This window comes from Saccharothrix syringae (assembly GCF_009498035.1).
Classification (GTDB): Bacteria; Actinomycetota; Actinomycetes; order Mycobacteriales; family Pseudonocardiaceae; genus Actinosynnema; species Actinosynnema syringae.
Window position 1 is genome coordinate 4,190,178 of record NZ_CP034550.1, and the last position, 22,686, is coordinate 4,212,863.

Consider the following 22,686-nt stretch of genomic DNA (forward strand, 5'->3'; position numbering starts at 1 on the left):
TCGGACACCGCGTGCCCTCCAGTAAGGGGGCTCCTACCTGCTAAGACTTGCCGCTGCCCGGCTCGGTCATGGTGCGCATCGCCTTTGCCTTCACCGGGTCGGGCAGGGCTCGTCCGGCTGCTGCCTGCGCCTTGTTCCGCAGGGACCCGGCCACCACGTGGTCCTTGCCCGCCATCAGGGCCTCGTAGCCTTCCCGGGCCACCTCGGCCGGGTCGTCCCTGGGGCCGGTGGCGACCTTGGTGTCCTCCATGCCTGCTCGGCGGAAGAAGTCGGTGTCGGTGGGGCCCGGCATGAGTGCTGTGACGGTTACGCCGCTGTCCCGCAGCTCTTCGCGCAGCGACTGGGAGAAGGAGGCCAGGAAGGCTTTTGATGCGGCGTACACGGAGTGGAACGGGCCCGGGCCGGTTGCCGCCACCGACGAGGTGAAGAGGACGCGGCCTTCGCCTCGTTCCACCATTCGGGGGATCAGGCGCTTGGCCAGGTGCACTGCCGAGCCGATGTTGAGGTCCACTACCTGGAGGTGGGTGCGGAGGTCGCTGTCGTCCACGAAGTCACCGCCCACGCCTACGCCCGCGTTGATCGCCAGGGCCGCTACCGGCCTGTTCAGGTGCTCGATGACCGCTACCAGGTCTTCGTTGCCCGAGTACGTGGACAGGTCTGCTCGGACCGGGGTTACCTGGGCGTTGTCGGTGGTGAGGTCTTGTGCCGCCTGTTCGATGGTGGGGTTCTCCGCCGCGATGACCAGGTCGAATCCCTGTTCGACGAAGACCCTGGCCAGTTCCAGGCCGATGCCGCTGGAGGCGCCGGTCACGACTGCCAGTGGTCGGGGTGCGTTCTCCGATGCGTTCATGGGGGTCAACTACCCCGAGTCATATCACCCAATCCGGTTTCACTCGATGTACTACTGGGAACACACCGGTACCTGGGGGTGCCACTGAGTGATGGTTGGCGGTGACGGATGTCCGGAAGACGAGGTCAGGTCGGGGTGCTTGACGTCGGCTGCTTCAGTGCCCACCTGCTCGTGGTCGAGGGGTCGCCCCTCAACCCCGTGCTCTCGCACAAGACCAGGCTCCGCCTGGACCGGGCCCTCGACCGGCACAACCGGCTGCGTGCCGAGGGCGTCGACCAGATCGTGAACGCCGTCCGCGTCGCGCGGCGCACCGCCGAGCGCGCCGGGGTGGTGGACTTCGTCCCCTTCGCGACCTCTTCCGTGCGGGACGCGGTCAACGCCGACGAGGTCATCGCCGAGGTCGCCCGGCGCACCGGCACGCGGTTGCGGGTGCTGCCCGGTCACGAGGAGGCCCGGCTGTCCTACCTGGCGGCTCGCCGCTGGTTCGGCTGGCAGGCCGGGCCGCTGCTCGTGCTGGACGTGGGCGGGGGCACCGTCGAGCTCGCCGCCGGGGACGGGGCCACGCCCTCGTTGGCCCGATCACTGCCGTTCGGTGCTCGTACCCTGACCCGGCGGATGGCGCTCAAGGCGGTCCACGACCGCCGGTCGCGTCACCAGCGGCGTGGTGGTGACGAGCACCCCGAGCTGGTGCGGGTGCGTGACGCCGTGCGCGACGCGCTGGCCGACGTGCCCGCTCCGGGTTACCGCGCCGTCGGGTGTTCGAAGGTGTTCCAGCAGCTCGCGCGGCTCACCGGGGCACGGCCCCAGCAGGACGGCCCGTTCGTGGCGCGGTCGCTGCGGTTGGCCGACCTGCGGGAGTGGATACCCCGGCTGGCCGCCATGCCCGCGCCGAAGCGGGCTCGGCTGCCGGGGATCTCGCGGCACCGCGCCGAGCAGTCGCCGGCCGGTGCGCTGGTGGTGGAGGCGCTGATGGTCGCCTCCGGGCACGACCAGGTGGAGATCTGCCCCTGGTCCACCCGGGAGGGGCTGCTGCTCACCCTCGGTGGGCTGGGTGACGACGACGAGTACAGCCAGGTGGCGTGAAGGGATCAACGGGGATGCTCGCGCTGTCGGTCGAGTCCCACCGGACCGGGTGCGCGGTGGTGGTGGCGACCGGTGAGTTGGACCTGGCGGGGGCTCGCCGGGTGCTCGACAAGATGGACCGCCTGATCAGCGAGGGGCGGGACCGGATCGTGCTGGACATGGCCGGGGTCGCCTTCTGCGGCGCGCAGGCGATGAGCGCGCTGGTCCGCACCCGGGCCAGGGCGCAGCGCGCCGGCGGGTGGCTGCGGTTGGCCGCCGTGCCGCCGCACGTGCGCAGGGTGTTCGAGCGCACCGACCTCGACCGGTTGTTCCCGCGTTACCCGGACGTGGGATCAGCGGCCACCGGTCGTGTCGTTTCGGGTCCCGATCACCGGGTAGTCGAGCGGAAACCACCCTCCCAAGCGAGGTGATCCGCAATGAGCACCACCACCACGACGCGCGTGCCGCACCCGGTGCGCGCGGCGGCGATGGCGGTCGGGGTCGTGTTCCTGCTGGTCGGCGTGCTGGGGTTCGTGCCGGGCATCACCGCGCACCTGGACCGGATCTCCTTCGCGGGGCCCGGCTCGGGCGCGCACCTGCTCGGCGTGTTCCACGTGTCCGTGCTGCACAACCTGGTGCACCTGCTGTTCGGCGTCGCCGGCCTGGCCCTGGCGCGCTCGGTGCCCGCCGCCCGGGGGTACCTGATCGGGGGAGGCGCCCTCTACGTGGTGCTGTGGCTGTACGGGCTGCTGGTCGACGAGGGGAGCGCGGCGGACTTCGTGCCGCTCAACGCCGCCGACGACTGGCTGCACCTGGGACTGGGCGCCGGCATGGTCGCGTTGGGGCTGGCCCTCCAGGGCAACCCCAACGCCCGCAGTGCCTGAGCTGGTGGCGTCCGCGTTCCGCGCGCTGGCAGGCGTGCGCGGTGCCCGGGCGTTCCACCCGCGCGGTCGGTGGTTCACCGGCGCGGTGACCACCACGTTCGACGCCGCCCTCCCGCTGCCGACGGGCCGCACCGAGGTCGTCGGCCGGCTGTCCAAGGGCGCGGGCACCCCCGACGGCGTGCCCGACGTGCTCGGCCTGGCCTTCCGCCTGCCCGGCCCCTGGGACGTGCTGCTGTCCACCTCGTTCGCCCGCGTGCTGCCCCGACCGGTGCGGACCTGGTCGAGCGCCCGCTACGGCAGCATCGCCCCGTTCCGGTGGCGGGGCCGCCTGGTGTGGCTGGCCGCGGTGCCCGACCCGGGGCAGACCGGGTCGGCGGCGCTGGAGGACCTGCCCGACGAGCTGCGCTTCACCCTGGAGGTGAGCGGGCCGTGGCGGCCCGTCGGGCGCCTGGTGGCCCGCCCGCTGCCCGTCGACGACGAACGGCCGCCGCTCGACCCGGTCGTGCACCGGCCGCCCGGCCTGGAGCTGGCGCCGGCCCTGCTGACCAGGTTCCGGGAGCGCGCCTACCGCGGCAGCAGACGCGGTCGCCCGGCCGGACAGGACCCGGAGGTTACGTAGCCCTACGTACCACCACCCGGATTGTTCGCGCCACCACATCCCCCGAAGGTGGGTGCCACGTGGCCGCCGGACTTCACCTTCTCCCTGCCAGGCGGCCGAGTGGAACGGAGAACCACGCATGCGACACCACCGCTCGACCCGGCTGCGGGTCGCCACCGCCCTCCCGGTCGCCGCAGCGCTGCTCCTCGCCGGGGTGGGCTACGGCTACGGCGCCGGGCAGCCCGGGGGACAGGTGCTCGGCGCGGGCGCGCCGGGCGCGGTGCCGAACAGCTACATCGCGGTGCTGCGCGACGACACCGTGAGCGCGCAGCAGACCGAGTCCCTGGCGGCCGACCTCGCCCACCGGTACGGCGGCCGGGTCGAGCACACCTACACCGCCACCGTGCGCGGCTTCTCGGCCACCATGGACGAGGCCGGTGCGCGCCGGCTCGCCGCGGACCCGGCCGTGGCCTACGTCGAGCAGGACGCCGTCGCGCGCGCCACCGGCACCCAGGACAAGCCCACCTGGGGCCTGGACCGCGTGGACCAGAAGGACCTGCCGCTGGACTCCAAGTACAACTACGGCAACACCGCCGCCAACGTCACCGCCTACGTCATCGACACCGGCATCCACAAGGAGCACCCCGACTTCGGCGGCCGCGCCGCGGACGGCCGGGACTTCATCGACAACGACTCGGTGGCGCAGGACTGCAACGGCCACGGCACGCACGTCGCGGGCACCATCGGCTCGACCACCTACGGCGTGGCCAAGGACGTGAAGCTGGTCGCCGTCCGGGTGCTCAACTGCCAGGGCTCGGGCCAGTGGTCGCAGGTCATCGCCGGGATCGACTGGGTGGCCGGTAACGCGGTGCAGCCCGCGGTGGCCAACATGAGCCTCGGCGGCTCGGCCTCCACCAGCGTGGACGACGCGGTCAAGCGGCTCGTCGCCGCGGGCGTCACCACCGCGCTGGCCGCCGGCAACGACAACCGCGACGCGTGCAACACCTCGCCCGCCCGCACCCCCGAGGCGATCACGGTCAACGCGACCGACAGCTCGGACAACCGCTCGTCGTTCTCCAACTACGGCACCTGCACCGACATCTTCGCGCCCGGCACCGGCATCACCTCCACCTGGCACACCGGCAGCACCAACTCCATCAGCGGCACGTCGATGGCCTCGCCGCACGTGGCGGGCGCGGCCGCGCTGTACCTGGGCTCGGTCAAGGCGACCGCCACGCCCGCGGAGGTGGCCAAGGCGCTGACCGACAACGCCACCGCAGGCGTGGTGAAGAACGCCGGTGCCGGTTCGCCCGACAAGCTGCTGTTCACCGGGTTCATCGGCGGCGGTGACCCGAACCCGCCCACCTGCACGGGCGGGTCCAACACCGACGACGTGGCCATCCCGGACGCGGGTGCCGCCGTGACCTCGTCCATCACGGTGACCGGCTGCGCGGGTACCGGTGCCGCGGCCACCAAGGTGAAGGTGGACATCGCGCACACCTACGACGCCGACCTCGTAGTCGACCTGCTCGGGCCGAGCGGCACGGCGTACCCGCTGCACAAGTCCGGCGGGATCGGCACGTCGGCAGGCATCCACGAGACCTTCTCGGTGGACACGTCGGCCGAGACCAGGAACGGGACGTGGAAGTTGCAGGTCAAGGACGTCTACACGCACGACACCGGGACGCTGGAGGGCTGGACCCTCACGTTCTGACCCCACCCCGATCAGCACCCGCGGCGCGCGAGATGCCCACGCGCCGCGGGTGCGACCACGTTCGGGGTGGGCGGGGACGGCGTGACCGGGAACGTCCGGGGGCGCCACTGCGCACCGCCGAAGTCCCGAGCCGTCGCGGGCCCGGTCGGCGGTACGGGCCGGCCCCGGTCGGGGGAGAGCATGGTCGCCATGGGCTCCCTGCGCCGAATTCCCGGCCTCCTGCCGGCCGCGGTCCTGCTGATCGGTCTCGTGGCGGTACCCGCGGCGGCCGCCACGCCGTTCAAGGTCCTCCAGATGAACCTGTGCAACAGCGGCGTCGCGGGCTGCTTCGAGGGCGGCCTGGCCGTGGACGAGGCGGTGGCGATGATCGGCCGCCGCGTGCCCGACGTCGTCTCGGTCAACGAGGTGTGCACCTCCGACCTGCCCCGGCTCACCGCCGCGACCGGCGCGAACGCCGCGTACCGGTTCGCGTTCGCGCGCAACCGGTCGACCGGCTCCGACTACCAGTGCACGGCCGGGCGGGGCGCGTACGGCAGCGCGATCATCGTCAAGGAGGGCGTCGCGGCGGGCGGGAACGGCCTCTACGCCAACCAGGACGGCGGCAACGAGGTGCGGGCCTGGGCGTGCGTTCGCGGCGCCGTCCGCGGGTTCGTCGCGTGCACCACGCACCTGTCCACCACGGGCTCGGTCGCGCTGGCGCAGTGCAAGGAGCTGGTGCCCGCCACCGCGCTGTCGTTCGACCCGACCGGGTCGGCCACGACCAGGCACGTCGTGGTCGGCGACCTGAACCTCAAGTACAGCCCCGGTTCGTCGGTCAACGCGCAGAACTGCGTGCCGTCCGGCTGGTTCCGCAAGGGCGACGGCGACGTGCAGCACGTGATCGCGCGGACGCTGACCTTCGTGTCCACCGAGGAGTACGGCATGTCCCGGACGGACCACCCGGCGTTCGTCGTCAACTACACCTTCTGACCGGGCGCGGTAGGTTGCCCGCCATGCCCTCCGCCATGCAGGCCCTGGAACTCGGCACCCGGGAGGTCCACGCCCGCGTGGAGGCGCGGTTGCGGCCGCACCTGGAGCACGTCGCCGCGACCGCGGCGCACACCCGCGTGCTCGCCGTCCTGCTCGGCGTGCACGAACCGCTCGACGCCCGGCTGCGCCCCTGGTCGGCGACCGTGCCCGACTGGGCGCCGCCGGACCGGCCGGCGCTGCTGCGCGCGGACCTCGCGGCCGCGGGGTGGTCGGCCGAGCGGATCGGCGCGGTGCCGCGCTGCGCGCCGGCGGGCCTGCCGGACGTCCGGAGCCTGCCCGAGGCGCTGGGCGCGTCCTACGTCGTGGAGGGCTCCGCCCTCGGCGGCCTGCTGGTCAGCCGCTGGCTGCGCGACAACCTGGGGCTGCGCCCCGACCAGCTCCGCTTCTACCTGGGCGACGGCGAGCCGGCCCGCCGCCGGTTCCGCGCGTTCGGCGGGTGCGTGGAGCGCGTGGTCGACGGGCCGGGGGCGGTGGCGGCCGCCGTGGACGCCGCCCGCCGGACCTTCGACGCCTTCGAGCGGTGGTTCGCGCGGCACGTGCCGCCGGTGTCGGTCGGCTGAGTCAGTCGGCCGGGTCGGTCGGCCGGGTCCGGCGGGTCGGGTCCGGTGGGTCGACCGCCCGGCGCCGGCCGAACGCGGCGCGCAACTGCTCGCGCACCCGGCGACCGGCCAGCCGCACCGGGTCGAGCACCGCGGTCCGCACCCAGCGGACCGGGGCGACCACCGCCGCCCGCCACGCGTGCCGGACCGCCCGACCGACGGGTGCCAGCACCGCCCTGCGGACGAACCGGGCCGGGACGACGACCACGGCCACCAGCAGGCGCCACAGCGGCAGCAGGACCCGGTCGCGCAGCCAGGTGGCGCAGCGGCGGACCAGCCGGCCCAGCGCCGCGAAGAACCGGGCGACGCGGTGGGCCGCCCACTCCAGGGCGGAGCCGAAGACCCGCAGCACCGCCCACACCGCCCGGCCGATCCACCGCAGCACGGCCCAGATCCCGCCGCCGACCCAGCGCAGCACGGCCCAGACCTTGCCGCCGATCCACCGCAGCACGGCCCCCACCGCGTCACCGACCCGCCGCAGCACGCCGCCGACCCACCGCGCACCGCGCACGACCACGGCCACGACCACGGCCCGCCACAACCACCGCAGCGGCCTGACCACCACGTGCTCCAGCACCCGGCCCACGAACCGCGCGGCCCGCCGCAGGTACCCGCCGACGGGGACGCGGGCCAGCCGCCGCAGCAGCGCGCCCAGCGGTGCCCACACCCGTCCCGCACCACGCCCGAGAACCCGCAAACCCCACCTGACCGGTGCGAGCACCACCCGCGCACCCCGACCGACGGCCCGCAGCAAGAAGCGCGCACCGCGGCCGACCGCCGAGAGCCCGCGGCGCAAGCCCGCCCCGACGACCAAGAGCGCCCGACCGGTACCGCGCCCCACCGCCACGACCACGTCCCAGCCGGCCCGCAGCACCACGCGGACACCCCGCCCGAGAGCCCGCAGCCCCCGCCCGACCGGCGCGAGCACCGACCGCACCCAGCGCCCGACGGCGTCCCACAGCCACCGCACCCCGCGCCCCAACGGCCGCAGCACGCGTTGCACCACCACGTCGACCAGCGCCGCCACCCAGCGCCCCACCAGCCGGGCCGCGCCGCGCACCGGCCTGCCGACCCACCGCAGCCCCAGCCACAACGGGTGCAGCACCAGCCGGCGCACACCCCGCCCGACGACCCGGAGCCACTGCCGCACCAGCGCCACCGGCACCACGACCACCACGGCGACGACCCGCGCCACCCACACCGCCCACCGAGGTGGTTGCGGCTCGTCCCCCGTCCCTCCCGCTGTCATGGGGACTCGGACGCGCCGCACCGCGTTCCGGTTGCGCGTCCTCGTCCGCCCTGCCGGGAGACCTGCACCTCATTGCTCCACAAGGGGAAGCGCGCCGTCGCCGGCGGTCGGCGCACAGGGGTGCGCGGCGACCGAACGCGCCGCGCCTGTCACCCGCCGGTGTGCGGGTACCGCCGTGTACCGTGAGCCCGACGACAGGCGCCCGTTCAACCCACGAGCGGGCGCCTGTCTCTGCTCTGCGACGAGTCGCGAGGAACGAGGGTGGCATGGCTGAGACGACGGCCAAGGGGACCGCGGTCGCCAGACGGGGCGCCGGCAAGACCGCACCGGTGGACCAGCCCGAGCTGCGCCAGTTGCTGGCCGGGTTGACCGCGGTCCGCGACGGCGACTTCGGCACCCGCCTGCCCGACGACGCCGACGGCCTGCTCGGTGAGATCGCCACCGTCTTCAACGGCATGGTGGACCAGCTCTCCCTGTTCACCTCCGAGGTCACCCGGGTGGCCCGCGAGGTCGGCACCGACGGCCGGCTGGGCGGCCAGGCCGAGGTGCCCGGCGTGTCCGGCACCTGGAAGGACCTGACCGAGTCGGTCAACGCCATGGCGGGCAACCTGACCAGCCAGGTCCGCGACATCGCGCAGGTGGCCACCGCGGTGGCGCGGGGCGACCTGTCGCAGAAGATCGACGTCGACGCGCGCGGCGAGATCCTGGAGCTGAAGGAAACCGTCAACACGATGGTGGACCAGCTCTCGGCGTTCGCCGACGAGGTCACCCGGGTGGCGCGCGAGGTCGGCAGCGAGGGCAGGCTGGGCGGTCAGGCCCAGGTGCCCGGCGTCGCCGGCACCTGGCGCGACCTGACCGACTCGGTGAACTTCATGGCCGGCAACCTCACCGACCAGGTGCGCAACATCGCGCAGGTGACCACCGCCGTGGCGCGGGGCGACCTGTCGCAGAAGATCACGGTGACCGCGCGCGGCGAGATCCTGGAGCTGAAGAACACCATCAACACGATGGTCGACCAGCTCTCCTCGTTCGCCGACGAGGTCACCCGAATGGCCCGCGAGGTGGGCACCGAGGGCATCCTGGGCGGTCAGGCCGACGTGAAGGGCGTCTCCGGCACGTGGCGCGACCTGACCGACTCGGTGAACTTCATGGCGGGCAACCTGACCTCGCAGGTGCGGTCGATCGCCCAGGTGGCGACGGCGGTGGCGCGGGGCGACCTGTCGCAGAAGATCACGGTCACGGCCCGCGGCGAGATCCTGGAGCTGAAGAACACCATCAACACGATGGTGGACCAGCTCTCCTCGTTCGCGGCCGAGGTGACGCGCGTGGCGCGCGAGGTGGGCACCGAGGGCCGGCTGGGCGGCCAGGCCGACGTCAAGGGCGTGTCGGGCACCTGGAAGGACCTCACCGAGTCGGTGAACGTCATGGGCGACAACCTGACCGCGCAGGTGCGGTCGATCGCCCAGGTGACCACCGCGGTGGCCCGCGGCGACCTGTCCCAGAAGATCCGCGTGGACGCGCGCGGCGAGATCCTGGAGCTCAAGGACACCATCAACACGATGGTCGACCAGCTCTCCGCGTTCGCCGACGAGGTGACCCGCGTGGCGCGCGAGGTCGGCACCGAGGGCAACCTCGGCGGCCAGGCCACCGTGCGCGGCGTGTCGGGCACCTGGAAGGACCTGACCGACAACGTCAACGTGATGGCCTCGAACCTGACCAGCCAGGTGCGGTCCATCGCGCAGGTGGCCACCGCGGTGGCCCGCGGCGACCTGTCCCAGAAGATCACCGTCGAGGCCAAGGGCGAGGTCGCGGCCCTGGCCGGGGTGATCAACACGATGGTCGACACGCTGTCCGCGTTCGCCGACGAGGTGACCCGCGTGGCGCGCGAGGTGGGCACCGAGGGCATCCTGGGCGGTCAGGCGCGGGTGCCCAACGTGGCGGGCACGTGGAAGGACCTGACCGACAACGTCAACTCGATGGCGAACAACCTGACCAACCAGGTCCGCAACATCGCCCAGGTCACCACCGCGGTCGCCAAGGGCGACCTGACCCGCAAGATCGACGTCGACGCGCGCGGCGAGATCCTGGAGCTCAAGACCACCATCAACACCATGGTCGACCAGCTCTCGGCCTTCGCCCAGGAGGTCACCCGGGTCGCCCGGGAGGTGGGCACCGAGGGCAAGCTGGGCGGCCAGGCCGAGGTCGAGGGCGTCTCGGGCACCTGGAAGCGGCTGACCGAGAACGTCAACGAGCTGGCCGGCAACCTCACCCGCCAGGTGCGCGCCATCGCCGAGGTCACCAGCGCCGTCGCCGCGGGCGACCTGACCCGCCAGATCACCGTGGACGCCTCCGGCGAGGTCTCCGAGCTGAAGGACAACATCAACTCGATGGTGGAGTCCCTGCGGGTGTCCACCAGGGCCAACCAGGACCAGGACTGGCTCAAGACCAACCTGGCCGGCATCTCCAGCCTCATGCAGGGCCGGCGCGACCTGGCCGTCGTGGCCGAGCTGATCATGGACGAGCTGGCGCCGCTGGTCTCCGCCCAGTACGGCGCGTTCTACCTGGCCGACGACACCGCCGAGGAGCCGGAGCTGCGCCTGATCGCCTCCTACGGCAGGCCCGACGCCGAGGACGACGTCCACGCCCGGCCCTCCAGCTTCCGGATCGGCCAGTCCCTGGTCGGCCAGGCCGCGCGCAGCCGCCGCACCATCGCCGTGGACGACGTGCCGCCCGGCTACGTCACGGTGTCCTCCGGGCTGGGGCAGACCGCGCCGATCAACCTCGTGGTGCTGCCCATCGTGGTGGAGGAGCAGGTGCTCGGCGTCATCGAGCTGGCCTCGGTGCACCGGTTCACCCCGATCCACCGCGACTTCCTCGAACAGCTGATGGAGACCGTCGGCGTCAACGTCAACACCATCGTCGCCAACGCCCGCACCGACGAGCTGCTGGCGGAGTCCCAGCGCCTGGCCGGCGAGCTGCAGGCCCGCTCCGGCGAGCTGCAGAAGCGGCAGGAGCAGCTGCAGGAGTCCAACGCGGAGCTGGAGGAGAAGGCCGCGCTGCTCGCCCAGCAGAACCGCGACATCGAGACCAAGAACCTGGAGATCGAGCAGGCCAGGCAGGAGCTGGAGACGCGCGCCAAGCAGCTCGCGCTGGCGTCGAAGTACAAGTCGGAGTTCCTGGCCAACATGAGCCACGAGCTGCGCACCCCGCTCAACAGCCTGCTCATCCTGGCCCAGCTGCTGGCGCAGAACCCGACCCGCAACCTGACCCCCAAGCAGGTCGAGTACGCGGGCATCATCCACTCGGCGGGCTCGGACCTGCTCCAGCTGATCAACGACATCCTCGACCTGTCCAAGGTCGAGGCGGGCAAGATGGACGTCACGCCCGAGCGCGTCCCGCTGCGGCGGCTGCTGGACTACGTCGAGGCCACCTTCCGGCCGATGACCACGCAGAAGAGCCTGGGCTTCCGCATCACCACCGCGGCCGGCGTGCCCGCCGAGCTGCTGACCGACGACAGCAGGCTGCGGCAGGTGCTGCGCAACCTGCTGTCCAACGCGGTGAAGTTCACCGAGACCGGCAGCGTGGAGCTGCGCATCGAGCCCGCCGACCCGGCCGAGCTGCCCGCGCCCGTGCGGCGGCACGGCCAGGCCATCGCCTTCCGGGTGGTGGACACCGGCATCGGCATCGCCGAGCAGCAGCTGGAGTCGATCTTCGGCGCGTTCCAGCAGGCCGACGGCACCACGTCGCGCAAGTACGGCGGCACCGGCCTGGGCCTGTCCATCAGCCGCGAGATCGCCTACCTGCTCGGCGGCGTGGTGACCGCGGAGAGCACCCTGGGCCGGGGCAGCACGTTCACCCTCTACATGCCGGTCGCGCGGCCCGAGTTCCAGGAGCTGCCCGTCGACGACGGCACCGAGGTGCCCGCCGCGCTGCCGCCGGCCGAGCAGCCGACCCCGGCCGACAACGGCGGCGCGGGCGCGCCCGCCCACCAGCGCCGGCTGCTGGTGATCGAGGAGCGGCCGCAGGGCCTGCTGTCCCTGGTCGCCCAGAGCGCGGTCACCGACCTGGCCGACAGCAACGACCCGCGCGGCCCGGTCGAGGTGATCACCGTGGCGGGCGCCCAGGAGGCCGCCGCCGTGCTCGCCGCCGAGGCGTGCCACTGCGTCGTGCTGGAGCTGGACATGCCCGACGGCGCGGCGCTGGAGTTCCTCGACGCCATGGACGGCGACGCCGGGCTGGGCAACGTGCCCGTCCTGGCGCACAACAACCGGCGGCTGGCGCCCGACCAGGAGCAGCGGGTCCAGGCCCGCGCCGGCACCCGGCCGCTGGAGCTGCTGTCCAGCCTGGACGAGCTGCGCGAGCGCATCGCCCTGCACCTGACCGCCGAGGTGCCGGGCGCGGTGCTGCCGCTGGTGCGCCACGAGGAGCCGGTGCACCACGCCGAACCGCGGCCGGTCAACGGCAGGCTGTCCGGGCGCACCGTGCTCATCGCCGACGACGACGCGCGCAACCTGTTCGCGCTGAGCAGCATCCTGGAGCTGCACGGGGTGAGCGTGCTGCACGCCGAGAACGGCCGGGAGGCCATCGACGTGCTGGGCGCGAACCCCGAGGTGGACCTGGTGCTGATGGACGTGATGATGCCGGAGATGGACGGCTACGCGGCCACCACGGCGATCCGGGCCATGCCCGAGCACGCCGACCTGCCGATCATCGCGGTCACCGCCAAGGCCATGCCCGGCGACCGGGAGAAGAGCATCGACTCGGGCGCCAACGACTACGTCACCAAGCCCGTGGACTCCGACGACCTCGTCAACTGCGTGCAGCGCTGGTTGCTGGACCGCTGAGTGCCCACCACCCACCGCCCGCGGAACGAGGAGCACGCGCTTGTCGAAGCCTGACGCCACAGACGGACCGCTCTCCGCGGTCCCACCACGCACCGCGGTTGTCGGCACGGGCCTGACCCGGCTGGCCGCCACGGTCGAGCGCCTGTCCCGCGAGGTCCGGGAGGCGCACGCGGTGGCCGACGGCCGCGCGCTGATCGAGCTGGCCAAGGGCGTGCTGGTGGAGCGCCTGGGGTGCGGCCCGGCGGAGGCCGCGCGCCAGCTCGCGCTGCTCGCCGAGCAGGCCGGCCTCGGGCAGCTGGAGCTGGCCGCGGACGTGATCAACCAGGCGGCCCGCGACCAGCTCACCGAGGTGGCGGGCGAGCTGCTGGGCCAGCCGGGCGAGGGCGCGGGGCGGTCCGCGGTGGTCCGGCTGCGCACCGCGGAGAGCGGCGCGCTGGCCGCCGGCGACACCCAGGCCGTGGCCGAGTCGCTGCTGGAGCACGCCCTGGCGCCGCTGGGCGCCACCGCGGTCGCCATCTGGTCGGCGGCGATGGACGCGTCGCTGACCCTGCGCGGCTCCGCCGGGTTCGTCGCCGAGGAGGCCAGGCGGTGGCGCTACGTGCCGCCCGGCATCGCCACCCCGGCCCGGCGGGCGCTCACCGAGCGCGCGGACGTGTGGATCCCCGACCTGGCCGGGTCCGGCCTGCCCTCGATCGGGCGCCACGAGCTGCACGGCACCCGGGTGACCGCGCCCGCGGAGTCCGGCGGTCGCGTGGTGGGCGTGCTGGAGATCTGCTGGCCCGACGAGCTCCCGCCGCAGCCGCCGCAGATCCGGCGGCAGGTCGAGGCGCTGGCCGAGCTGTGCGCGCACACCCTGGAGAGCACCCCGGCGGTCGAGGGCGACCCCGACGGCCCGGTGGCCGACGAGCTGGTCGACCTCGCCGAGGTGCTGCTCGACCCGGCGCTGGTGCTGCGGCCGCACCTGTCGCCGACCGGCGAGCTGCTGGACTTCCGCATCCACCACGTCAACAACAGGTTCGTCGACCTCGCGGGCAGGCCGCGCGCCACCGTGACCGGGATGCTGCTGCTGGAGGCGTACCCGCTGGCCGCCGGAGAGGGCGACCTGTTCGACAAGGTCGAGCACGTGCACGCCACCGGCGAGCCGTTCCGCAGCGAGCGCATGGCGCTCACCGCGCTGGTGGACCAGGTGCCGCTCAGCGTCACCGCGGGCGTGGGCATCAGCAGGCACGGCGACAGCGTCCTGGTCGTGTGGCGCGTGGAGGACGAGACCGCCCGGCTGGCGAACCTGCTGCACCACGCCCAGCGCCTCGGCCGCATCGGCGGCTTCGAGGAGGACGTGGTCGGCGGGCGGATCACCTGGAACAGCCAGCTGTTCACCCTCTACGGCCTGGAGCCGACCGAGGACCCGGTGCCGCTGGCCGCGCTGGCCAAGCACTGCCACCCCGACGACACCGCCACCATCACCCGGTTCCTGCGCACGGTGCTGCACCACCGCCGGGCGGGCTCGACCGCGTTCCGGTTCCAGCGCCAGGACGGCATCGTCCGGCACATCCGGGTGGTCGCCGAACCCGTGCTCGACCCCGACGACCACCTCCTCGCCGTGCGCGGCGCGTACCAGGACGTGTCGGCGCAGCACTGGACCGAGGTGGCGCTGTCGGCCACCCGCGACCAGCTCGCGCACACCGAGCAGCAGGCGGCCGAGCAGAGCAGGTTGGCGCTGCAGCTGCAGCGGGCCATCATGCCGCTCACCCAGCCCTCGATCGAGGCGTTCGAGCTGCAGGTCGCGGTGCGCTACCGGCCGGCCGAGCAGGAGCACCTGGTCGGCGGCGACTGGTACGACGCGGTCGTGCTGCCGTCCAAGCAGATCCTGCTGTCGGTGGGCGACATCACCGGGCACGGGATCAAGGGCGCCACCGGCATGGTCGTGCTGCGCAACGCCCTGCGCGGCCTGGCCGCCACCGGTGCCGGCCCGGGGCAGCTGCTGTGCTGGCTCAACCTCGTGGCGCACCACCTGACCGACAACATCTTCGCCACCGCGGTGTGCGCGCTGTACGACCCGGAGACCCGCGTGCTCCGCTGGGCGAGGGCGGGCCACCCGCCGCCGGTGCTGGTGCGCCGGGGGACGGCCACGGCGCTGACCGGCCCGCGCGGGGTGATGCTCGGCGCGATCTCCGAGGCCGGGTACGACGAGGACGAGCTGGTGCTGGCCCCGGAGGACACGCTGCTGCTCTACACCGACGGGTTGATCGAGCGGCGGGACAGCGACCTGGACGAGTGCCTGAACTGGCTGCTCACCGCCTCGGCCGGGTACGACGGGCCGTTGGAGCGGCGGTTGGACCACCTGCTGGACCGCAGCCCGGCCGACACCGACGACGACACGTGCATCGTCGGGGTCCGGCTGATCTGACCCGGGTCGGTGCCGCGCGGCGTCGGCGGTCGGTGCGGCTCACCGCAGGCAGCGGTCGCAGGCGCGGGCGCCGGGGTAGCGCTGCTCCAGCTCCCGCCGGGTGCCGCAGATCTTCACCCGGTCGCCGATCCAGGTGCCGGTCGGCGGTACGCCGCTGACCTCCCGGCAGGTGGCGCGGTGCAGGACCAGGGTGCCCGGGGCGAGGGTGTGCTCGGCGTCGATGACGAACTGCTCGGGATGAGCGGTCGTCCACCACTCATAGGCGCCGTTGTCCTCGTTGAATTCGAGCATGCACCCATGATCCACCGCGGCATCGGCCCCGGGTACCCCGTCGGGGCGGATCAGCCCGGGCACGGGGGCGTGAAGTCCAGGTCCGGGAAGTGCTCCCGCCACTCGGCGGCGGTGAGCCGAGGGTGGGCCACCGCGCACACCTCGCCGGCGACGCGCTCCGCGTCGAGGTCCCACAGCCGGACCGCGGCGTCGCGGCCGCCGGTGACGACGGTCTGCCCGTCCCGGGTGAACGCGACCGAGTTCACCCGGTCGGTGTGGCCGGTCAGCAGGACCGGCGGTCCGGGGGAGCGGCGGTCCGCGACGGGCCAGATCCGCGCCGTGCGGTCGAACCCGGCGGTGGCCAGGGTGCGCCCGTCCGGGCTGAACGCGACCGAGTTGACCCCGTCGGCGTGGCCCACCAGCACCGCCAGGGCGGCGGGGCGGCCGGGGAGGGCGACGTCCCACAGCCGCGCGGTGCGGTCGAATCCCGCCGTGGCCAGCGTGCGCCCGTCCGGGCTGAACTGCACGTCCGCGACCGCGTTGCCGTGCCCGGTCAGGGTGGTCGGGGCGCCGGGGTGCCGGGGGTCGCTGACGTCCCACAGCCGCGCGGTGCGGTCGGCGGCGGCGCTGGCCAGGGTGCGCCCGTCGGGGCTGAACACCACGGACAGGACGCGGTCGGTGTGGCCGCCGAGCACGACCGGTTGGCCGGGGTGCGCCGGGTCGGTGACGTCCCACAGCCGGATCGCGCTGTCGGCCTCGCCGGTGGCGACCCACCGCCCGTCGGGGCTGACCGCGACGGTGAACAGGTTCTCCGCAGGGGTGGTCAGCACGCCGACGCGGCGCGGCCGGGTGGGGTCGGCGACGTCCCACAGCCGGACGGTCCGGTCCAGGCCCGCGGTGGCCAGGAGCCGGCCGTCCCGGCTGAACGACGCCCTGAGCACCCCGTCGGTGTGCTCGGTGAGCGCGGCCGCCAGGACGGGCCGGCGGCGGTCGCGCACGTCCCACAGCCACGAGGTCCGGTAGCTGTTGGCGACCACCAGCCGGCCGTCCGGGCTGGGTGTGACCGAGTTGACCGGGCCGGTGTGGCCGCCGAGCACCGGGCCGCGCACGTCCCACAGCCGGGTGGTGGTGTCCCGGCCGGCGGTGGCCAGGGTCTCCCCGTCGGAGCTGAAGGCCACCGAGTAGACGACCTCGGCGTGCCCGCTCAGCACGACCGGCTGGCCCCCGAACGCCGGGTCGGTGACGTCCCACAGCCGGACCGTGGCGTCGTAGCTGCCGGTGGCCACGGTGCGGTCGTCGCCGAACGCGATCGCGACGATCCCGTTCTCGTGGCCGGTCAGCGCGGCGAGCGGGTGGGCGCGGGCCGGGTCGGCGACGTCCCACAGCCGCAGCGCGTTGTCGAAGCCGCCGGTGGCCAGCACGCGCCCGTCGGGGCTGAAGGCGGCCGCCAGCACCCGGTCGGTGTGCCCGTCGAGCACCGCCAGTTGGACCGGCGCGCGGGGGTCGGTGATGTCCCACAGGCGCACCGTGGTGTCCGAGCTCGCCGTGGCCAGCGTGCGCCCGTCCGGGCTCGGCACGGCCGCGACCACGGCGTCGGCGTGCCCGGTGAGCACGGCCAGCGGGACCGGGGCGCCCGGGTCGGTGACGTCCCACAGCCGGGCGGTGCGGTCGAAGCCCGCGGTGGCCAGCAGGCGGCCGTCGCGGCTGAACGCCACCCGGCGGACGTCCCCGGTGTGCCCGCCGAGCTCGGTGAGCGCTCGCGGCGCGGCCCGGTCGGTGACGTCCCACAGCCGCACCGAACCGCCGCCGCCGGACGCGGCCAGGGTGCGCCCGTCCGGGCTGAACGCCGCCGAGAGCACCGGGTCGGTGGTCCCGGGCGCGGTGGCCAGCGGGACCGGTCGGTGCCGGTCGGTGACGTCCCACAGCCGGACGGCGTGGTCAACGCCAGCGGTGACCAGGGTCCGCCGGTCAGGGCTGAACTCGGCGGTGTAGACGGCGCCGGTGTGGCCCTCGACGCGGGTGGAGTAGCGGGTCGCGAACGTGCTGAGCAGGCTGCCGCGCGCCTCGGGGGTCGGCGCCAGCCGGTACGCGGCCAGGCCGAGCTGCGCCGCGAGCGCCGGGTTCGTGCCGCGCAGCGCGGTGGCCTTGCCCGACAGCGCCGCGTTGCGCTGGTCGCGGGTGGCCTCCAGGCTCCCCACCGCGGTCGCCGTGGCCACGGCGGCGAGCAGCAGCATCGCCGCCAGCCCCGCGGTCAGTCGCCGCAGCCTGCGGGTGCGCCGGCGGGCCGCGGCCTGGTCGGCCTGCTCCTGCCGGACGGAGGCGTCGAGGAACTCCCGCGACAGCGGGGTCAGCAGGCGGCGGAACGCGGCGCTGCCCGCCCACTCCCGGGCCGCGGCGAGCCGGGTGCCCCGGTACAGGGCGGCGGGGTCGCGCTCCGCGCGGTGCCAGCCCGCCGCGGCCTCGCGGAGCTCGCGGCCGAGCACCAGGCCCGCGCGGTCGTGGTCCAGCCAGGACCGCATCCGCGGCCACGCGGTCAGCAGCGCCTCGTGGCTCAGCTGCACGCCGTGGGCGTCGACGGTGACCAGCCGCTGCGCCACGAACCGGTCGAGCACGTCCTCGAGTTCGGCGGCCTGCTCGTCGGACAGGCCCGCGAACAGGTCCGCGACGGCGACCCGGCGGCGGGTATCGGCGGTGTCGGAGCCGACGTGGACCAGGTCGAGGAACAGCCGGCGGGCCCGTTCCCGCTGGGGTTCGGTCAGGCCCTCGTAGACCTCGGTGGCGGTGGCGGCGACCGCGCCCGAGATGCCGCCCGCCTCCCGGTAGCCGTCGATCGTCAGCCGTCGGCCCTGGCTGCGCTGCCACGTGGTGTACAGGGCGTGGGACAGCAGCGGCAGCACGGCGACGTCCCGGGGGGTGACCTCGCGCAGCAGCAGCTCCACCAGCCCGTCCTCGACGTCGAGGCGGGCTTTGCGGGCCGGGCCGGTGATCACCCGGCGCAGCTCGTCCCCGGTCATCGGCCCCACGGTCACCTGGCCGGTCCGCACGGCGTCGACCAGGTGCGGGTACCGCAGCGCGTGGCCGAAGAAGTCGGCCCGCAGCCCCAGCACGACCAGGGCGCCGCGCGGACCGGCGGCGACCGCGCACAGCGCGGCGGTGAAGCACCGGCGGTCGTCCTCGTCGGCGCACGCGGTGAACACCTCCTCGAACTGGTCGACGACCAGCACCGGCCGCGGGCCGTCGGGCAGGGCGCACCCGTCGGGGGCCGCCCGCAGCGCCTCGGCCACCTCGTCCGGCGGGCGGTCGACGAGCGGGGCGAGCCGCCCCGCGAGCGCGTCGACCGGCGTGGCACCGGGGCTGAACAGGGCCACCGGCCACGCCTGCGAGCCCGGCAGCGCGCCCGCCCGCAGCGCGGGGACCAGGCCCGCGCGCAGCAGCGAGGACTTGCCGGAGCCGGACGCGCCGACCACGACCCGCACCCCGCCGCCGGTGGCGTGCAGGTCGGCCAGGTGGGCGAGCAGCCGGGCGGTCGGCTCCTCCCGGCCGAAGAACCACTCCGCGTCCTCGGGGCCGAACCCCGCCAGTCCCCGGTACGGCTCCGGGCCGCCGGCACGCCTGCCGGGCACCCGCCGCACCCGCAGCCACGCGCGCAGCCACTGGTCCACCTCGTCCGGGTCCCGGACCCCGCAGACCGCCAGCACCCGGACCAGCAGGTCGCGCGAGCCCGGCGACGGCAGGCCCCGGCCGGCGAACCAGTCGCCGACGGTGCTGTGGGCGCCGTGGACGCCGACCTCGGCCGCCACCTGCCGCACGGTCAGGCCGGCCCGCTCGCGCAGGAGCGTCAGCTCCCGGGCGAAGTCGTCCCGGTCCTCGACCCGCTCGGGCACGGCCACCGGCGGAAGCGTAGAGGTCGGCGGCCCGACGGGGTAAGCACTTCCGCGGACAGCGGGCGGACCCCGTCGCCCGCCGGTTCGCGGGGCCCCGGTCCGCCCGGGGGTGGCCCGGCCAGGTGTTCCTGCAACCGGGCGTGCCGGAACTGGTAGACCGACCCGACCTGCCGCAGCACCCCGCGGTCCCGCGCGTCGGCGAGGAACCGCATCAGGTGCGGTGGCAGCCTGCCGCTGAGCCCCAACCACCCGCGCGTGATGGCGAAGAGCCCCCACGCCGTGTCCATGCCGCCCAGGAAGAACGCCCCGGCGAAGGCGACCGCGCCGGCCACCAGCCCGGCCCCGGCGCCGTACGAGCACCCGACCAGGGGGCCGACGCCCACCGCGATCACGGCGCCCTGGGTGGGGCCGCGCACCGCGGACATCGCCCGGTCGCTGCGCAGGACCGCCGCGGGGCTGGGTGCGCGCAGCTCGTCCGCGGGCGCCTTGAGCCAGTCCGCGACGCCCGCGGACAGCAAGGCGCACAGCCCGCTGCCCGCCCCGAGCACCGCACCGCCGCCGAACCCGACCAGCGGGGCGGTCACCAGCGCGATCACCGCGCCCATCAGCGACCCGAACGCCAGCCGGTCCCGGAAGGCGCCCAGGAGCCGCCCGAACCGCCCGCGCACCCGGGCGTCGGCCAGGCCCGGGGTGTCCTGGGTGCGCCAGGCGCGTGCGGTGACCAGCCCCGACACGACCCCGGGCAGCAGGCAGGCGAGGAACCCGACCCGCAGCGCGGCCGACGGCGTCGGGAGCAGTCCCGCCGCGAGCCCGCCGAGCCCGATGCCGGCACCGGTCACCAGCCCCACCACGAACCCGTACACCGAGTTGGTCACCGCCCGCGGCACCTCGCGGTGCAGCTCCCACCAGGCCAGGTCGCGGGTGCCGCGGCGGTCGAGGTGGGCGGCGAGGAACCCGAGCCACCTGCGGGCGTCCGCCGGGTCGTGGCGCGCCGCCGGTCCGCCCGCCCGGTCGGACGGCGCGGGCGGGTGGTGCTCGTACACGGCGGGGACGAGCGCCTCCAGCAGGTGCTCCTCGACGGCGGCGCGGTCGGGGAACCGCCGCGCGTCGAGCAGCTCGACCGGGTCCGCGCCGGGCCCGGCGCAGGCGGTCCGGGCGAGCCAGACCATCAGCGGGGTCGACAGCGCCGCGGCCAGCGGGTGGTCGGGCCGGTCGCGCAGGTGGTCGTGGACCCGGTGCCACCGGTCGTCGCCCGGTCGCGCCTCGGCCAGGTGGGCGACGGCCTCCGCCAGCCCGACCGGTTCGAGCTCGACGACCGCGGCCGACGACAGCACCCGGCCGCCGGAGGCCACCGCGTCCTCGTACTCGGCGCCGCGGCAGGTGACGACGAACGGCCGCCCGCCCGCGGCGGCCCGGTCCAGGGCCGCGATCGCGGCCGGCCGCAGCGCCGGGGACAGCTCGTCGACGCCGTCGAGCACGGGCAGCACCGCGCCGTCCGCGACCAGGCGCTCCACCAGCCGCCGCCCGGCGCAGTCCACCCGGGACAGCGCCGGGTACTCCTCGACCAGCCGGCGGGCGAGCCACGCGTCCACGTTCTCCCGGTGCGGGTGCCACGACGCCGCCGACAGCAGCACCGGCACCGGGCCGCCGTGGACCCGCCGGTGCTCCAGCAGGCCCAGGGTGAGCAGGATCGCCAGCGCCGTCTTGCCCGCGCCGGGCTCGCCGAGGACCACCAGCTGCCGGTGCGGCAGGCTGACGAAGGCGTCCACGACCCGGTCCAGCCGGCCGCGGAACCGCAGCCGCAGCGGTCGGCCGCCGACCGCGCCGCCCAGCACGGCCGCCGGGCGACCGGCGACCGGGCGCGCGGTGGTGGCCCACCGCAGCCGCAGCGGCTCCGGTTCGTGCAGCATCCGGGCCGCGGCCTCGTCGGTCCACTGCCGGCGGATCGCCTCGGCCAGCCCCCGCGCCACGCAGTCCTCGTCGACCGCGGTCGGCGGCGGCCCCACGTGGTCCGGGACGCGCGGCTGGTCGGGCAGGGCGATCCAGGCGACGGCCTGCGTCTCCTTGACCCGCACGGCGACCCGCCGGTAGCCGCCCGGCCCGGCGGCCGGGCAGTGGCGCACGACCTCGTCGAAGAACCAGGACGACGTGATGAGCGCCAGCACGCCGGGCGACCAGGCCAGCGCGGCCTTGAGCTGCGGCGCGTCGAGCAGCCGGAACGCCAGGTTCACCGACGCCGCGGTCGCGCCGTGGTCGTCGTAGTGGACCTCGCCCGCGTGCAGCGCCACCCGCAGCCGGATGCGCTCCTCGGCGGGGTGCGCCCGGTTGTGCTCGTGCAGCGCCCCGACCAGCAGGCCGGGCAGCGCCTCGACGAACAGGCTCTTGACCACCCCCGGCGCCACCAGGACGAACACGCCGTCGCCGCGGTCCTCGTGCTGCCAGTCGGTCCGCGGCACGCCGGCCCGCGCGAGGGCCGACCCCAGCACCCGGTACAGGCCCGCCCGCACCGCGACCTGGTGCGCGTTGGTCCGGCGGTGGTCCCCGAACGCCTCGACGTCGAGCACGAGGATCGTCCGGTGCACCGCCGGGTGGGCCACCGGCTCAGAAGCGGACCAGGTACTCCTCATGCCGCCAAACCCCGTCGAACCTGGACGCCGCCACGTGGTACGGGAAGCCGCTCGGGCGCGACACCGGGCACCGCGTGCTCCCGATGCCGTTGTCGATGAAGAAGAGGGCCGCGCAGTCGATGCAGCGCCGCCACCCGGCCTGCTTGGGGAACGGCGACAGCGGTGAGAACCACGCCGGCTCCACCTTGTGGGCGGGCGCGGTCGAGGTGTGGCCCGCGGAGTTGTTGGGGCAGACCGTGGACTGCTGGTGGAAGTAGACGGCCTTGCAGGTCGCGCACCACTTGAGCCACAACTGGCCGAACACGTCCACCACGCCGTTGACGACGGTGGGCCCATCGGTCGACCAGTAGGCGCCGCTGCCGTCCTGGTAGTGCGAGTGGTCCCACCAGTGGTGGACGGGGCAGTGGCCGTTGTCGCCGGCGCCGGCGCGCCACATCGACTGGCACCGCGAGCACCACCGGAAGCCCGCCTCCACGGCGGCGCCCGCGGTACCCGGGACCGCGGCGGCGCCCGCGCCGGCCAGCAGCGCGGCGCCGCCCGCCAGCCCGGCAGCCCGCAGCAGCCGCCTGCGGCTGAGGTCGTCGGTCATGTCGTGTCCCTCCCTCGGCGTGGCGGGCACCCGTCCCGAACCGGTGCGGGTGGCCGCCGTCCGGTCCGACGATCGACCGG

Annotated in this window: 15 protein-coding genes; 9 read left to right on the forward strand and 6 right to left on the reverse strand. The window is 74.7% G+C overall.

Annotation, left to right across the window (positions count from 1 at the left end; translation table 11 throughout):
* Positions 1-40 precede the first annotated feature (40 nt).
* Positions 41-850: an SDR family NAD(P)-dependent oxidoreductase gene (locus tag EKG83_RS18425; protein ID WP_033434147.1), complete on the reverse strand. Its 810-nt coding sequence runs from the start codon at positions 848-850 to the stop codon at positions 41-43.
* A gap of 108 nt (positions 851-958) precedes the next feature.
* On the opposite strand from EKG83_RS18425, the gene EKG83_RS18430 reads away from it, so the two are divergent.
* The 7 genes from EKG83_RS18430 to EKG83_RS18460 all read left to right on the forward strand — a co-directional run bounded on the left by EKG83_RS18430 (position 959) and on the right by EKG83_RS18460 (position 6,697).
* Positions 959-1,933, forward strand: a complete 975-nt coding sequence (locus EKG83_RS18430; RefSeq protein ID WP_033434148.1) for a Ppx/GppA phosphatase family protein — start codon at positions 959-961, stop codon at positions 1,931-1,933.
* On the forward strand, positions 1,930-2,343 hold the full coding sequence (locus tag EKG83_RS18435) for an STAS domain-containing protein (protein WP_228122671.1): 414 nt from the start codon (positions 1,930-1,932) through the stop codon (positions 2,341-2,343). The genes EKG83_RS18430 and EKG83_RS18435 overlap by 4 nt, the downstream gene beginning before the upstream one ends.
* Positions 2,344-2,349: 6 nt before the next feature.
* Entirely contained in the window at positions 2,350-2,796 is a 447-nt protein-coding gene (locus EKG83_RS18440; protein ID WP_033434150.1) for a DUF4383 domain-containing protein, read from the forward strand.
* Complete coding sequence (locus tag EKG83_RS18445; RefSeq protein WP_033434151.1) at positions 2,789-3,415, forward strand: hypothetical protein; 627 nt, start codon at positions 2,789-2,791, stop codon at positions 3,413-3,415. Before EKG83_RS18440 ends, EKG83_RS18445 begins: the two co-directional genes overlap by 8 nt.
* 118 nt (positions 3,416-3,533) lie before the next feature.
* Positions 3,534-5,108: a S8 family peptidase gene (locus tag EKG83_RS18450; RefSeq protein ID WP_051766650.1), complete on the forward strand. Its 1,575-nt coding sequence runs from the start codon at positions 3,534-3,536 to the stop codon at positions 5,106-5,108.
* A gap of 189 nt (positions 5,109-5,297) precedes the next feature.
* Positions 5,298-6,077, forward strand: coding sequence for an endonuclease/exonuclease/phosphatase family protein (locus EKG83_RS18455; RefSeq protein ID WP_153278201.1), 780 nt, complete (start codon positions 5,298-5,300; stop codon positions 6,075-6,077).
* Positions 6,078-6,100: 23 nt separating this feature from the next.
* On the forward strand, positions 6,101-6,697 hold the full coding sequence (locus tag EKG83_RS18460; protein ID WP_051766652.1) for a biliverdin-producing heme oxygenase: 597 nt from the start codon (positions 6,101-6,103) through the stop codon (positions 6,695-6,697).
* 1 nt (position 6,698) lies between these two features.
* Here EKG83_RS18460 and EKG83_RS18465 read toward each other — a convergent pair whose 3' ends face one another.
* Positions 6,699-7,931, reverse strand: a complete 1,233-nt coding sequence (locus EKG83_RS18465; protein ID WP_153278202.1) for a hypothetical protein — start codon at positions 7,929-7,931, stop codon at positions 6,699-6,701.
* A 320-nt stretch (positions 7,932-8,251) separates the two neighbouring features.
* Here EKG83_RS18465 and EKG83_RS18470 point away from each other — a divergent pair, with 320 nt between their 5' ends.
* Positions 8,252-12,829, forward strand: a complete 4,578-nt coding sequence (locus tag EKG83_RS18470; protein ID WP_153278203.1) for a HAMP domain-containing protein — start codon at positions 8,252-8,254, stop codon at positions 12,827-12,829.
* 40 nt (positions 12,830-12,869) lie between these two features.
* Complete coding sequence (locus EKG83_RS18475; RefSeq protein WP_051766653.1) at positions 12,870-15,236, forward strand: SpoIIE family protein phosphatase; 2,367 nt, start codon at positions 12,870-12,872, stop codon at positions 15,234-15,236.
* Positions 15,237-15,275: 39 nt separating this feature from the next.
* On the opposite strand, the gene EKG83_RS18480 is transcribed toward EKG83_RS18475, so the two are convergent.
* From EKG83_RS18480 to EKG83_RS18495, 4 genes are read right to left on the reverse strand one after another with little or no spacing between them, the layout of a single operon-like run.
* On the reverse strand, positions 15,276-15,527 hold the full coding sequence (locus EKG83_RS18480) for a hypothetical protein (RefSeq protein WP_051766654.1): 252 nt from the start codon (positions 15,525-15,527) through the stop codon (positions 15,276-15,278).
* Between the two features lie 50 nt (positions 15,528-15,577).
* Positions 15,578-19,396 (reverse strand): nSTAND1 domain-containing NTPase, encoded by a 3,819-nt coding sequence (locus EKG83_RS18485; RefSeq protein ID WP_051766655.1) that lies wholly within the window; start codon positions 19,394-19,396, stop codon positions 15,578-15,580.
* Positions 19,345-22,017: an NACHT domain-containing protein gene (locus EKG83_RS18490; RefSeq protein ID WP_153278204.1), complete on the reverse strand. Its 2,673-nt coding sequence runs from the start codon at positions 22,015-22,017 to the stop codon at positions 19,345-19,347. Before EKG83_RS18490 ends, EKG83_RS18485 begins: the two co-directional genes overlap by 52 nt.
* Positions 21,992-22,606: a hypothetical protein gene (locus EKG83_RS18495; protein ID WP_033434154.1), complete on the reverse strand. Its 615-nt coding sequence runs from the start codon at positions 22,604-22,606 to the stop codon at positions 21,992-21,994. Before EKG83_RS18495 ends, EKG83_RS18490 begins: the two co-directional genes overlap by 26 nt.
* Between the last annotated feature and the right edge of the window lie 80 nt (positions 22,607-22,686).

Bases quoted from the DNA above. Each gene is read 5' to 3' on its own strand.
- EKG83_RS18425 (WP_033434147.1), bottom strand. From the start codon at position 850: ATGAACGCATCGGAGAACGCACCCCGACCACTGGCAGTCGTGACCGGC.
- EKG83_RS18430 (WP_033434148.1), top strand. From the start codon at position 959: ATGTCCGGAAGACGAGGTCAGGTCGGGGTGCTTGACGTCGGCTGCTTC.
- EKG83_RS18440 (WP_033434150.1), top strand. From the start codon at position 2,350: ATGAGCACCACCACCACGACGCGCGTGCCGCACCCGGTGCGCGCGGCG.
- EKG83_RS18450 (WP_051766650.1), top strand. From the start codon at position 3,534: ATGCGACACCACCGCTCGACCCGGCTGCGGGTCGCCACCGCCCTCCCG.
- EKG83_RS18455 (WP_153278201.1), top strand. From the start codon at position 5,298: ATGGGCTCCCTGCGCCGAATTCCCGGCCTCCTGCCGGCCGCGGTCCTG.
- EKG83_RS18460 (WP_051766652.1), top strand. From the start codon at position 6,101: ATGCCCTCCGCCATGCAGGCCCTGGAACTCGGCACCCGGGAGGTCCAC.
- EKG83_RS18470 (WP_153278203.1), top strand. From the start codon at position 8,252: ATGGCTGAGACGACGGCCAAGGGGACCGCGGTCGCCAGACGGGGCGCC.
- EKG83_RS18480 (WP_051766654.1), bottom strand. From the start codon at position 15,527: ATGCTCGAATTCAACGAGGACAACGGCGCCTATGAGTGGTGGACGACC.
- EKG83_RS18490 (WP_153278204.1), bottom strand. From the start codon at position 22,017: ATGAGGAGTACCTGGTCCGCTTCTGAGCCGGTGGCCCACCCGGCGGTG.
- EKG83_RS18495 (WP_033434154.1), bottom strand. From the start codon at position 22,606: ATGACCGACGACCTCAGCCGCAGGCGGCTGCTGCGGGCTGCCGGGCTG.